The following is a 13,213-nucleotide window of genomic DNA, read 5'->3' as shown; positions in this document are numbered from 1 at the left end:
GATTAAGGTTAGTTTATATACTCAAGCCTTCAAATACGTTTTTTTGTTTTTTCCATTTAGCGTGACGCTCATCACACTTTTAAAATCGCAAAATAATTGACGATTCCGAATTCCTCCAACTGATCAGTAGGTTATGAGCCAATAAAAATATCTATTAATTTTAAAGAAAACAAAACGGCTCATCCGCTAGAAAAAAATAATACATTTTAAAAATAAACTCATACCTATGAATTACAGCGTCTTAATAAATTACAATATTTAGTTTATATAATCGCCACAAACCTATTAATCATTGTTATAGATGAAATTAAACAAACCTAAATACATAAGATGATAATAGTAATATGATTTATGTTGCCCTGGTAAAAATAACACATGAAAAACTAATCATTAGTCGCACACGTAACTATTTCCAGGGATTTCTGACTGAAAAAACGCAATATGCTGGCCAAAAAAAACGGCTCATACATAAATGAGCCGTTGAGTCACTCCATCAGATTTATCGCTAGCGACGAGCCAATAACAATCCGACGATCAGGCCAACGGTAGCGCCGATACCCACGCCGTGCCAGGGTTTTTCGCGCACGTATTCATTGGTACGACAGGCCGCCTGCTTGGCGCGTTCCATATAGCAATCAGTGGTGCCATTCAGGCGATCTCTTACTGCTTTCAGCGCATTTTCAGCCCGGGCTTTCACAATCTGATAACCATCGTCACCCATATCGCCGGATGACCGCAACACCTCTTCCAGCGTGTCGGTCAACATGCTCAAGTCGTCATCTAACGAGGTTTGTTGAGGGTCATTTACTCTGCTCATGTGACTTCTCCGTGATTAAAAAATCAATTACACCCTATAACCTTTCCCTACTAACCATAGCTTATAATCGGGCTTACCATTTTGATCCTGATGAAGATTGGCACTAAATTCCCTCACCGACGCGCCACGAATTAGGATTGTTAAAAACCGTGCAAATTATCAACAAATAGTTAGACACCTAATCAATTTTATTGAAAATTGTTTAATAGCTTGTTAATTTACCGCTCATTGAAGAGTGATGATTTCCTTGGTGAATGACACTCTCACACTGTATTTGCCCACTCTGCGGCCATATAACCTCTAAAAAAACGCTACATAAAATAACAATAATTCATTTTCAAAGCTGACGTTCAGCACCACACCCGATCCAAGAGAGACTCTCGATGGAAAAGATTTCATCTCGCAATGTTATTGAGCCGGAAAAAAATGGAACCGGTTTCACCCGCCGGGAACTGCTGTTTGGCGTGGCCTCCGCGATGGTGGCAACCTCACTTTTAGGTTACCCATTTTTGACTAAAGCCGAACAGGCCACCGCCGCTGCCAACCCACTGGCTTTCGCTCGCTTCTTCAAATTGTCTCAGGCACTGACCGAACATAAAGATATCGATCAAGGTATGTCGGCACGGATTTTTACCGCACTACACAACAGTGACGCCCAGTTTGCCGACCAAATAATCCAGCTCACCACATTGATGCAGCCAGAACAACGCGCCCAGCAACTGTTGGCTGCGGCTAGTGGCCATAATCTGCAAAAAGTGGTCAGTAACATCATGGCAGCCTGGTACACCGGCACCGTAGGACACGGCCAGCAGGCGGTGTTAATCGCCTACAAAGATGCGCTGATGTACCGCCCTGCCAGCGATGGCCTGATCGTGCCAACCTACTGCGGTAACGGTCCTCTGTGGTGGACCGCCGCCCCACCTGATATCAATTTGCCTAAGCCTGACAATGTGAGCCATTCCTAATGAAAAAACCTATTTTTAGCGCCAATGGTGACGCCTCTGCCGACGTTATCATCGTTGGCTCCGGTATTGTCGGTGGCATGATGGCCGACCAATTAGTCAGCCAAGGCTACTCGGTATTAGTATTGGAAGCCGGTCTGCGCATCAGCCGCGGTCAGGCCGTAGAAAACTGGCGTAATATGCCGTTTGATAACCGTGCTGGCTCGGATTATCAAGGGCTTTATCCGCAGTCAAAATATGCCACCGCGCCGCTGTATTTCCCGGAAAATAATTACGTCGAACTCAGCGGCCCAAGCGCCGGTAGCTTTAAACAAGGTTATTTACGCACCGTCGGCGGCACCACTTGGCATTGGGCCGCATCTTGCTGGCGTCACGTTCCCAACGATTTCCAGATGAAAACGCTATACGGCGTGGGGCGCGATTGGCCGATTTCTTATGACGAACTGGAACCCTACTATTGCCGTGCAGAAGACGAAATTGGCGTAGCCGGGCCGAACGATCCGGCTAAACAATCTCCGTCTGAACGCAGTAAACCTTATCCGATGGATAGTGTGCCTTGGGCTTACGGCGATACTCGCTTTGCCGAAGTGGTTAACCCTCACGGCTATAATTCGGTGCCCATTCCGCAGGGACGCAGTACCCGCCCGTGGGAAGGCCGCCCGACCTGCTGCGGTAACAATAACTGCCAACCGATCTGCCCAATTGGTGCCATGTATAACGGTATCCATCACATCGAACGCGCAGAAATGAAAGGCGCGGCGGTACTGGCGGAAGCGGTGGTCTACAAAATTGATACCGATGAGGATAATCAGGTTACCGCCGTACACTGGCTGGATAACCAGAAACAATCTCATAAAGCCACGGGGAAAACCTTCGCATTAGCCTGTAACGGGATTGAAACGCCCCGACTACTGCTGATCGCGGCGAATGAGAAAAACCCGAACGGTATCGCCAACTCTTCCGATCAGGTCGGCCGCAACATGATGGACCACTCCGGTTTTCACTGTACGTTTTTGGCCAAAGAACCGCTGTGGCTAGGCCGCGGCCCGGCGCAAAGCAGTTGCCTGGTTGGCCCACGGGACGGCGAGTTCCGTAAAGATTATTCGGCCAACAAGATGATTCTCAACAATATCAACCGGGTTTTGCCTGCGACTCAGCAAGCGCTGGAGATGGGCCTAGTCGGCAAGGAACTGGATGAGGAAATCCGCCGCCGAGCGGCTTACGGCGCTGATTTGTCGATCAGCCTGGAACCGCTGCCCGATCCGGAAAACCGTCTGACACTGAGCAAAACCCGCACAGATGCCCACGGCTTGCCGTGCCCGGATATTTATTACGATGTCGGTGACTACGTACGTCAGGGTGCCGAGGCTGCGCACAAACAGCTGGAGCATATCGGCCAACTGTTTGAAGCCGATGAATTCAAAATCACCACCAGTCTGAATGCCAACAACCATATTATGGGTGGAACAATTATGGGCAGCGATCCGAAGGATTCGGTAGTGGATGGAAACTGTCGAACCTTCGATCACGCCAACCTATGGTTACCGGGCGGTGGCGCCATTCCCTCTGCCAGCGTGGTAAATAGCACCCTGACTATGGCGGCGCTGGGTTTGAAAGCAGCCGACGATATGGCTCGTTCAATGGCGGGCAAATGATGAAAAAACGAATCGGCGCTTTCTTGCTTTCTCTCTCTTTCATCAGCGCAGCGGCGCTGGCAGCGGACAATGCTTCTCTCAGCCAGCAGGAATGGATTCACAAGGGCGAGCAAGTCGCCATTGCCTCTGACTGTCAGGCTTGCCACACCAAGCCCGAAGGCGGTACACCTTACGCCGGCGGCTACGGTATCAGCTCGCCGATGGGCGTGATTTACTCCACCAATATCACGCCGTCCAAAGCTGCCGGTATTGGCAACTACACCGAAGAACAGTTCGCCCGAGCAGTACGCGACGGCATTCGGTCTGACGGTAGTCATTTGTATCCCGCCATGCCTTATACCTCCTACACACGCCTGAGCGGCGAGGATATTAAGGCGCTGTACGCCTACTTTATGCACGGCGTTGCAGCGGTGGATGAGGAAAATATCCCGACGGAATTGCCTTTCCCGTTCAATATGCGCTTTGCCATGATCGGCTGGAACATGATGTTCCTCGACAAAGGCCGTTTTGAACCTGACGCTAGCCAAAGTGAACAATGGAATCGCGGCGCTTATCTGGTGAACGGCCCCGGCCACTGTGACACCTGCCATACGCCTCGTAATCTGCTGATGGGCGAAAACCACGGCAAAGCTTTCGCCGGTGGCATGGTTGGGCCTTGGTATGCGCCAAATATTACTTCAGATCCAGTGAGTGGTATTGGCGGCTGGAGCAATGAGCAGCTCGTGGAATATTTGGCTACCGGTCGCACCAAGGGTAAAAATCAGGCGGCGGGTGGCATGGCGGAAGCGGTACAAAACAGCCTGCAATATTTACCCAAAGAAGACCTGCTGGCGATTGCGGTTTACCTGAAAAGTACCAAGCCGGTACGCGACCCGCTGGATAAGCAGGCGGCAGACCAGTTTGGCCAACCGGTTAATGTGGAGGAAGGATTGCGCGGCCTGCATCCGGCGACCGCCAATCATACGCAGGATACCGGTGCGGCATTATTTAGCGGTAACTGCGCCAGTTGTCATCAACCGGACGGTAGCGGCAGCAAAAATCAGGCTTATCCATCCCTGTTCAATAACACCGCTACCGGTTCCAGCAATCCGGCGAACCTGATTTCTGCCATGTTATTCGGTGTCGATCGAAAAGTGGGAAATGAACATGTGTTGATGCCTAACTTTGGCCCGGAATCCTACGTCAATTATTTGAATGACAAAGAGATTGCGTTGATTGCCAATTACGTTTTACAGAATTACGGCAATCCGCAGGTGAGCGTTAGCGAGGCTGATGTCGCTGAGTTGCGCGCCGGTGGGCCGGTTCCGCTGCTGGCGAAACTACAGCCTTATATGGCCCCGGCTATGGTTGTGGGCGTATTGGTGTTAATCGCGCTGATTTTTGTATTAGGCCGAAAACGCAAAATCACAAAATAACCACATCAGGACAGAGATAAAGCTGTTTCGCATTGAATAACAATCCGTTAACGCTCGCCATGCGTGACGGGCAATCAGCTGCGACCACGGCAAAACGGCGAAGGTGATAACGCGCACTCGCCGTTTTTTATTGCTAAAACCGAATACAACAGGCTCCCTGCTCGGCACCGGATAAGCTTTCCCGTAACGCACCGAACAGCTCGCGCCCGCAGCCAAGATGAAAGCGGGATAAATCTGGCTCCTCGGGTTGGCGTCTCTCCAACTCGGATTCATCGACCAACAGCGTTAGCTCACCGGTATGCCCGTTCACTCGTACTCGATCGCCGCTGCGGATTTTTGCCAACAGTCCGCCACAGTAGGCCTCCGGCGTAACGTGAATCGCCGCAGGGACTTTCCCGGATGCGCCAGACAATCGACCATCGGTCACCAAAGCCACTTTAAAGCCGCGATCCAATAACACGCCCAGCGGTGGCATCAATTTATGTAATTCCGGCATTCCTACCGCTTTTGGCCCTTGATAACGCACCACCACCACGCAATCCTGATTGAGCAATCCCGCATCAAAGGCAGGCTGTACCTGATGCTGACTATCAAATACTAGCGCTGGCCCTTCAATAACCTGATATTCCGCAGGAACCGCCGAGGTTTTCATCACCCCTCTTCCCAGATTACCGCTCATCACCTTGGTACCACCGTGAATGGCGAAAGGCTGCAATAAGTCAGCAATCACCGCTCGATCCAGAGATTTTGCCACACCTTCACGCCAAAACAGTTCTCCCGCGGAGAGATAAGGCTCTTGGGTATAACGCCGTAGGCCAAAGCCCGCCACGGTTTCAACGTCAGGATGCAGCAAACCGCCCTGCAGTAGTTCCCGCACTAAAAGCGCGACGCCACCTGCAGCCTGAAAATGATTAATATCCGCCGGGCCATTGGGATAAATTCGGCAAAGCTGAGGAATACAGTTCGACAAATCGGAGAAATCATCCCAATTAATGATGATCCCCGCCGCCCGCGCCATAGCCACCAAATGCAAGGTGTGGTTTGTCGACCCGCCGGTCGCTAACAAAGCCACAATGCCGTTGACGATAACCTTTTCATCCACCAATTTTCCCAATGGTAAATACTGCCCGCTGACTTCGGTTAGTCGCGTAATTTGCCGTGCCGCCGCTGCGGTCAAGGCTTCGCGCAAAGGATCGTCCGGCTGGATAAAAGACGCCCCAGGCAAATGCAGCCCCATAACCTCCATCACCATCTGATTGGAATTAGCAGTACCATAAAAGGTACAGGTACCGGCACCGTGATAAGACGCCGCCTCAACTTCCAACAGAGCCTGTCTATCCGTTTTCCCCTCGGCGTAGAGCTGGCGAATACGCACTTTCTCTTTATTCGGTAAACCGCTTCCCATCGGCCCCGCCGGGACAAAAATCGCTGGCAGATGACCAAAAGACAACGCCGCCATCAGCAGACCAGGCACAATTTTATCGCACACCCCCAGATACAGTGCGCCATCGAACATATTGTGAGAAAGCCCCACGGCAGCAGACATGGCAATCACATCCCGGCTCATCAGGGAAAGCTCCATGCCATCCTGCCCTTGAGTGACGCCATCACACATCGCCGGTACGCCACCCGCCACCTGCCCCACCGCACCCACCTGATGCAAAGCAGCTTTGATCTGACTCGGGTAATCGGCATAAGGTTGATGGGCGGACAACATATCGTTATAAGACGTAATAATGGCGATATCGCTGCTTAGCTGATTTTTTAGCGCAGTTTTATCCTCCGGCTGGCAGGCTGCAAAACCGTGAGCCAGATTGCCACAGCCCAGCAGAGAACGGCGTACTCGGCACTCCTTTGCCGCCGCTATGCGCTGCAAATAGGCGCTTCGGGTAGCCAGAGAGCGAGCGGCAATTCGCTGAGTAACTCGTTCCACCGTTGGATTTATCGTCATAGCGTATTGTCCAGCTCGCGGAGGGATTCCACGCTGCCCGCAGGCAAACCGATAAACTCAGATAGCGTCAGCAGGAGGAACTCATGATCATCCAGATGCGGGGCGCCCGATACATTGATGCTGCCAATCACGCCCGATTGCCTAATCTGCAAGGGAAAACCACCACCCAGTGCGGCATAATCCCGTGGATTAACGCCGTAGCGCTCGCTAAGCGTGGTTTGCCGCTGTTGCAACATCAGCCCGGCCTCGTAAGAGCTGATATTCAGTAACTCCACCACATTCCGTTTCCGGCGCAGCCAGTCCTGATTTTCCGGCGTGGTTCCTGCCATGGCATAACTGAAAATACACTGATGATTCACATTGATTTCTATCGCCAGCGCAAGATGTTGCCGCTCGGCGCGTTGCCTGATGCTTTCGCCTAGCGACCAGGCTAGCTGATGGTTGAAATGGGAAAACTGCAGTACCTGTAAGTGTTGCTGACATAAGGCAATTTGTTGGGATAAGTTCATAGTCATCTCCGGCAGCAGGTTGGGCACTCTCAGCGCCCAATCCGCCTGATTCAAACGGTTTTCACTTTAGCTAACGCGCTATCGACAGGTTTTTTTTCCTTGGGAGCCACATTCAAATCGCAGTCTTTTGGCAGGGATAGCGTAATCAAACCGGCAATGACCAGCGACCCCGCCAGCATGCAAACCGCCGCGCTTTGACCGTAGAAAAACATCACGACGCCCACCAGATACGGGCCGCAGAATCCCCCCAAATTACCTAAACCATTAATCACTCCACGCGCCCCACCGGCCACTTCCGGAATAGCAATTCGGCCGGGGATAGACCAGAACGGGCTGGTCGCGGCTTTAAGGAAGAAACCGCAGAACACCAGGGACAGATAGGACACCATCACGTTATGGCGGAATATGACCGACGTGATTAATCCAGCGGCAAAACAGAACAGGGAAAGCATAATAAACAAACGGCGCTTACCGGTTTTATCCGATAGATAGGAAATAGCGTAAATACCTAAAGTTGTCGCAATAAAAGGCAATATGGCTAATACGCCAACCGACGCCATATTTCCACCGGTCAGATTTTTTAATATGGTAGGTAACCACAGGGTATAACCATAATCACCGGTTTGGTAAAAGAAATTAAGTGCCACCAGTTTCATTAGACCTTTATTCTGAAATACGGCTTTCAGCGGCGCATGGGTGACCAGTTTATTATGCATCTTTTCGGCGCGTTCACGGGCTAATTCAGTCACCAGATAATCACGCTCTTTTTCAGAGAGCCACTTAGCCTCTTCCGGGCGATCGCTAATCACAAACCACCACATCACTAATACAATAGCGGATAGCGTGCCTTCCAGAATAAATAACCAGCGCCAGTCCAATATATTAATGATATAGCCAGAAAGCGGCGCGGTGAACATGCCGCCGATAGGTGCAAACATCATCACAAAAGCGTTAGCTCGGCCAATTTCACGCTCGGGAAACCAATTACTCACCATGGTCAGTACCACTGGCAACATGCCGCCTTCAGAGACGCCCAGAACAAAGCGTAGGAATAATAACTGATAATGATTGGTCACAAATCCGGTCAGAATGGATACGACCGCCCAGGCGCACAGGGAATAAGCGATAAATTTACGCCCGCTGCCGTGTACCGCAATACGCCCTCCAGGGACTTGCAGAAATAAATAACCAATAAAGAAGATGCCGCCGGCTAAACCAGCCATCTGGCTGGTAATACCCAGGTCGCTTTCCATTCCACCGGGTAATGCGAAGCTGATATTAACCCGGTCCATAAAGGAAATAATACAGGCAATCATGATGGGAACAATAATGCGGAACCAACGGGCATTAGGAATCTTACTGTCCATATTGAACACGCCTCTTCTATAGCAATATTTACTCTGCGATTCGGATGGCTGGCGCAGAGAATACCGTCAGCAAATTAGAATTAATTTGCCAGTTATTTTAAAATGCACGATGTGATAATTTATTTTTATTATTATTTCGAGAGGGCTAAATTAATTAACCCTGATACGAATCAACTCAAACTAATGAATACTTAATCGCCGTCGGTACCGGTTGCTCAGAGAAATAAGCAGAGATATTAGAAAATACCATGTCGCTCATTTGCATACGCGTTTCAACGGTGGCGCTGGCAATATGTGGCAATAGCACCACGTTTTCCAACTCGATTAATGCCTGCGGCACATGAGGTTCGTTAGCGAACACATCCAATCCGGCTCCGCCGATAGTTTTTTGCTGTAGCGCCGCAATCAGATCATCCTGATTCACCATATTGCCACGGGCAATATTAATCAGAATGGCATGTTCCGGCATGGCGGCAAACACTTTGGCATCAATCAGACCGCCGCTGTCTTTCCCTCCGGAAATGGCAATCACCAAAATATCGCTTTGACGCGCTAAATCGATCAGGTCGGGCACAAACTGATAAGGCAATTCACGATCGTGAGTATTATCGGTATAGGCAATTTGCATGTCGAAACCGGCGGCACGGCGCGCAATAGCGCGGCCTATGCGTCCCATGCCAAAAATCCCCAGGCGCTTGCCGGTTACTTTTGTCGACAGCGGCAAACTGCTTTTCGGCCACTGCCCAGCACGCAGGAATTTATCGGCCTGACAGAAACGGCGGCAGGTGGTGATAATCAGCCCCAAAGCGGTGTCTGCGACGTCATCAGTCAGCACGCCCGGCGTATTGGTCACAATAATATTTCGCTCGCGAGTATATTCCAAATCGACGGCATCAGTACCGACGCCAAAGATTGAGATAATCTCTAAATTAATCAGTTGCGCCATAACTTCATTGCTTATTCCAATATCACCGCGGGTTACCACACCTTTGATATTCCCTCCCTGTTCACGCAGAAAACTGGCGGCATCATCCAATAGATACAGTTTATGAACGGTAAAGTTAGCGTCCAGTTTATCGGTCAGATAATCCATTACTGGAGCAATAATCAGCACGGCCGGTTGGTTTTTTTTCATCATTGAGCACCTGACAGTAAAATAAAATAAAAAATAACCGAAGCAGTTAGCCATTATTAAACAATGATTGGATGATTTAATTACATCGCTGTTCTTAATGTTTTTAATCATCCACGGCTAATTTCTTTCTGTTCCGTTTATTTTGTCGATGCCGTTATAAAACCTTTTTTCAATACTTTATTTTGTGATACTGGTCACTGTAAATCATGTTAAGAAAACGTGTTACCTGCAACGTGAGCTGGCTATCATTGCGTCGGTATAATATTTCCATTCAACGAATTCCTTTAACCATAAATCAATTTATTCGCTTGCAATATTATCAATTGCCAGATAATCAGTAGCCAATAACCAACGTGGCGATACCACTACATACCCACGGTTATCGGACATGATTCGGACTGAAAGCATTTAACGGGTTCAGGCAGCAATGATTATCGCGGATATCAAATAGTCCCACCCAGAGAAATGCGATAATGAAGATCCACCTGTTCGATAGTAGGAATACTTTTGATTTTCTTGATTAAGATTTCTGCGGCTACTTTACCCATTTCATAGCGCGGAGTAGTCACGCTGGCCAAAACGGGCGTAGTTGCCTGACCAATATCCAACCCGTGAAAGCCGGAAATCGCCATTTCAGCCGGTATCGCGATACCCAGCTTCAGGCATTCCTGTAACACGCCAACCGCCATATCATCGTTAGTACAAAAGATCGCATCCATCTGCGGATACATTTGTCGCGCCAATGCCAACATGCCAGAACCTATAGATACCGATGACACTTTGTTAGGAGTGATATGCAAAGGTGATAGCTGCGCGTCTTCCATCGCCTGGCTGTATCCCTGATAACGTTTACGATCACGTACATCCGACATCGAACCAAACCAGACAATATGCTGTTTACCACTGGCAATGAGCGTGGAAGTCATATCATAGGCGGCCTGATAATTATTAAAACCAACTGTAATTCGATTAGGTTGAGGCTCTAAATCCATCACCTGCGCAATAGGAATTTCAGCAGCATTCAAATATTTATCTGCACGTAAAGTATGTTCAGAATCAGTCAAAATCAGGCCGGATATCTGGCAGGAAAGCAGGTTGATGATCTGTTCTTCTTCACGATCTTTATTATAGTTATAGTTAACCACCAACGTTTGATAGCCATTTCCGGCGGTGACAGATTCAATACCCGCCAGTAAATCGGAAAAAATCTGGTTATTAAAGGAAGGTACCAAAATACCGATGCGAGGATTATGCTGGTTAGCGCGCCCCTCGCCTTCATGACCATCGGCATAGTTCACTTCAACCATGACCTGCGCAATGCGGGCAGCGGTCTCAGGCGCGACCTTTTTCGGCGTGCGCAGGTAACGGCTAACGGTCATTTTCGTCACTCCTGCCAGTAACGCAATGTCTTGTAACGTAACACGCTGATTTTTCATGGGAGATACCTGACGGAATAAGGCGAATGGAGTTGAATCGATTATGCCCTGTTAGCTGGGGTAATGAAAAGCATGTTACTGGCTTAAAATGGCATAACAGATAGGATTTTTATTATTAAGCCAACGTTTTATCAATAGGTTAGTTTCATTACCCACCATCTTCCCTTCCTCAATCCTTATCTTTCCAGCCTTTTTGTTTAGCCAAAAGGGATAAAGCTCACGTAAAGAGTAACAGCTCGGCGTAACATAATTTAAAGTGATCTTAATCACGGTTTACCCTGCTAAAAAACGGTTTGATGATGACAGATTTCAAACCATCACCAGATAAATAAATACCTTGGTCAAATGAAAGGAATTCAATTTTCAGGTCAAATAACAATACTGAGCTAAAACAATACCGAACTGTGAATAATAATGTCGCCTGAAGGCAGGCCGCGTTGATTTATATAAATCAACTTATTCACGGCTACGGATAATTTAACAAAAACTTTCTGTCTATTTACCAGAAAAATAAAACCGGTTACTCAACCTCACCGTTGGCGAAACCCTTTACCGAATAATCGCGCTCACGGCGCTATCAGGAATGCACCATGAAAAACTTATTCTCATTGGAAAATCGTAAGGTGTTAATCACCGGTTCCGCCCAAGGCATTGGTTTTTTATTAGCTAAAGGGTTAGCCGAATTTGGTGCTGAGATAATTATTAACGATATTACTACGGAGCGCGCTGAAAGCGCCGTGGCGCAGCTGCGTGACGCCGGTTTCATTGCCCACGCCGCAGCCTTTAACGTCACCGACCACGATGCGGTGAATCAGGCCATTGAGCAAATAGAAAATCAGATAGGTGCTATCGATATATTAATTAATAATGCCGGAATTCAACGCCGTCATGCTTTTACCGAATTTCCGGAAAAAGACTGGGATGACGTCATTGCGGTCAACCAAAAATCAGTATTTCTGGTTTCTCAGGCCGTTTCTCGTTATATGGTCAAACGCCAAAGCGGAAAAATCATTAATATTTGCTCAATGCAAAGTGAATTAGGCCGCGACACTATTACGCCTTACGCAGCGTCTAAAGGCGCAGTGAAAATGCTGACCCGCGGCATGTGCGTGGAGTTGGCTCGTCATAATATTCAGGTGAATGGCATTGCTCCGGGATATTTCAAAACCGATATGACTAAAGCCTTGGTGGAAGACAAAGCCTTTACCGACTGGCTGTGTAAACGCACTCCTGCCGCCCGTTGGGGAAATCCGGAAGAACTAATTGGCGCGGCGGTTTACCTGTCGTCCAAAGCCTCCGATTTCGTCAACGGTCATTTACTTTTCATCGACGGCGGTATGCTGGTCGCGGTTTAAGCCGACTGGCCTCAGTGAATGTGACTTGCGGTGGTGCCTAAGCCACTGGGAATGAGTGACAGGGGAAAATGATGACAGGCAAATGCATTATTGTTATGGGCGTTGCAGGAACCGGTAAATCCTGCGTCGGTCAGGCGCTGGCCTTACGGCTGAATGCCAAATTCATCGATGGTGACGATTTACACCCACGCGCCAATATCCAGAAAATGGCCTCGGGCCAGCCGCTCAACGATCAGGATCGCGCTCCCTGGCTAGAACGTTTGAGTGACGTGGCTTACAGCCTGCAACAGAAAAATGAAACCGGTTTTTTAGTCTGTTCCTCTCTGAAAAAGCAGTATCGTGACCGACTACGCGCTGGCAATCAGGATATTCAATTTCTATGGTTAACCGGCGATTATTCGCTGGTGCTGGCCAGAATGCGGCAGCGCGCCGGACATTTTATGCCGGAAAGTCTATTACAGAGCCAGTTTGCCACTCTGGAAGCCCCAGGCGCCGCGGAGCGGGACATCATCAAGATTGATATTACCCCGCCGTTGGCTGGCGTCGTGCAAAACTGCATCACAGCATTAGAGTAGGCCGACACCGCCCACTGCCACGCCTGAATTTCACAT

11 protein-coding genes are annotated in these 13,213 nt (G+C 49.0%); 5 read left to right on the top strand and 6 right to left on the bottom strand.

The annotated features are described in order from the left end of the window. Positions 1–505 precede the first annotated feature (505 nt). Complete coding sequence (locus ACQ4OC_RS06395) at positions 506–817, bottom strand: DUF883 domain-containing protein (RefSeq protein WP_064517275.1); 312 nt, start codon at positions 815–817, stop codon at positions 506–508. A 383-nt stretch (positions 818–1,200) separates the two neighbouring features. On the opposite strand from ACQ4OC_RS06395, the gene ACQ4OC_RS06390 reads away from it, so the two are divergent. From ACQ4OC_RS06390 to ACQ4OC_RS06380, 3 genes are read left to right on the top strand one after another with little or no spacing between them, the layout of a single operon-like run. Then, complete coding sequence (locus tag ACQ4OC_RS06390; RefSeq protein WP_064517272.1) at positions 1,201–1,782, top strand: sorbitol dehydrogenase family protein; 582 nt, start codon at positions 1,201–1,203, stop codon at positions 1,780–1,782. Beyond that, positions 1,782–3,434 carry a GMC family oxidoreductase gene (locus ACQ4OC_RS06385; protein ID WP_120805913.1) on the top strand — a complete coding sequence of 551 codons (1,653 nt, stop codon included), beginning with the start codon at positions 1,782–1,784 and terminating at the stop codon, positions 3,432–3,434. Before ACQ4OC_RS06390 ends, ACQ4OC_RS06385 begins: the two co-directional genes overlap by 1 nt. Further along, positions 3,434–4,849, top strand: coding sequence for a c-type cytochrome (locus ACQ4OC_RS06380; RefSeq protein WP_430971045.1), 1,416 nt, complete (start codon positions 3,434–3,436; stop codon positions 4,847–4,849). The genes ACQ4OC_RS06385 and ACQ4OC_RS06380 overlap by 1 nt, the downstream gene beginning before the upstream one ends. Before the next feature lie 133 nt (positions 4,850–4,982). Here the strand turns inward: ACQ4OC_RS06380 and edd are convergent, their stop codons facing one another. The 5 genes from edd to ACQ4OC_RS06355 form a co-directional block, all read right to left on the bottom strand. After that, a complete protein-coding gene (gene edd, locus ACQ4OC_RS06375) occupies positions 4,983–6,794 on the bottom strand; it encodes a phosphogluconate dehydratase (RefSeq protein ID WP_201030834.1) in 1,812 nt (603 codons plus the stop codon). Positions 6,795–6,796: 2 nt separating this feature from the next. Further along, on the bottom strand, positions 6,797–7,309 hold the full coding sequence (locus tag ACQ4OC_RS06370; protein ID WP_064518509.1) for a heme-degrading domain-containing protein: 513 nt from the start codon (positions 7,307–7,309) through the stop codon (positions 6,797–6,799). 50 nt (positions 7,310–7,359) lie between these two features. Continuing rightward, the gene (locus tag ACQ4OC_RS06365; RefSeq protein ID WP_064517264.1) at positions 7,360–8,676 is read right to left on the bottom strand and encodes an MFS transporter; all 1,317 of its coding nucleotides are present in this window, start codon (positions 8,674–8,676) and stop codon (positions 7,360–7,362) included. 175 nt (positions 8,677–8,851) lie between these two features. Next, positions 8,852–9,811: a 2-hydroxyacid dehydrogenase gene (locus tag ACQ4OC_RS06360; protein ID WP_064517261.1), complete on the bottom strand. Its 960-nt coding sequence runs from the start codon at positions 9,809–9,811 to the stop codon at positions 8,852–8,854. Between the two features lie 443 nt (positions 9,812–10,254). Further along, entirely contained in the window at positions 10,255–11,247 is a 993-nt protein-coding gene (locus ACQ4OC_RS06355) for a substrate-binding domain-containing protein (protein ID WP_120805905.1), read from the bottom strand. Positions 11,248–11,837: 590 nt separating this feature from the next. Between ACQ4OC_RS06355 and idnO the strand changes: the two genes are divergently transcribed. Both idnO and ACQ4OC_RS06345 read left to right on the top strand, forming a co-directional pair. Next, positions 11,838–12,602 (top strand): gluconate 5-dehydrogenase, encoded by a 765-nt coding sequence (gene idnO / locus ACQ4OC_RS06350; protein WP_064517256.1) that lies wholly within the window; start codon positions 11,838–11,840, stop codon positions 12,600–12,602. A gap of 71 nt (positions 12,603–12,673) precedes the next feature. Continuing rightward, on the top strand, positions 12,674–13,177 hold the full coding sequence (locus ACQ4OC_RS06345; protein WP_120805903.1) for a gluconokinase: 504 nt from the start codon (positions 12,674–12,676) through the stop codon (positions 13,175–13,177). Positions 13,178–13,213 lie beyond the last annotated feature (36 nt).

Origin of the sequence: Yersinia sp. J1 (assembly GCF_050586585.1) — a bacterium.
In the GTDB taxonomy this organism is placed as follows: Bacteria; Pseudomonadota; Gammaproteobacteria; order Enterobacterales; family Enterobacteriaceae; genus Yersinia; species Yersinia entomophaga.
This window is presented reverse-complemented; position numbering and strand designations above follow the sequence as displayed.

Coding starts and splice junctions, on each gene's coding strand:
- ACQ4OC_RS06395 (WP_064517275.1), bottom strand. CDS start 817: ATGAGCAGAGTAAATGACCCTCAACAAACCTCGTTAGATGACGACTTG.
- ACQ4OC_RS06390 (WP_064517272.1), top strand. CDS start 1,201: ATGGAAAAGATTTCATCTCGCAATGTTATTGAGCCGGAAAAAAATGGA.
- ACQ4OC_RS06385 (WP_120805913.1), top strand. CDS start 1,782: ATGAAAAAACCTATTTTTAGCGCCAATGGTGACGCCTCTGCCGACGTT.
- ACQ4OC_RS06380 (WP_430971045.1), top strand. CDS start 3,434: ATGAAAAAACGAATCGGCGCTTTCTTGCTTTCTCTCTCTTTCATCAGC.
- ACQ4OC_RS06370 (WP_064518509.1), bottom strand. CDS start 7,309: ATGAACTTATCCCAACAAATTGCCTTATGTCAGCAACACTTACAGGTA.
- ACQ4OC_RS06365 (WP_064517264.1), bottom strand. CDS start 8,676: ATGGACAGTAAGATTCCTAATGCCCGTTGGTTCCGCATTATTGTTCCC.
- ACQ4OC_RS06360 (WP_064517261.1), bottom strand. CDS start 9,811: ATGAAAAAAAACCAACCGGCCGTGCTGATTATTGCTCCAGTAATGGAT.
- ACQ4OC_RS06355 (WP_120805905.1), bottom strand. CDS start 11,247: ATGAAAAATCAGCGTGTTACGTTACAAGACATTGCGTTACTGGCAGGA.
- idnO (WP_064517256.1), top strand. CDS start 11,838: ATGAAAAACTTATTCTCATTGGAAAATCGTAAGGTGTTAATCACCGGT.
- ACQ4OC_RS06345 (WP_120805903.1), top strand. CDS start 12,674: ATGACAGGCAAATGCATTATTGTTATGGGCGTTGCAGGAACCGGTAAA.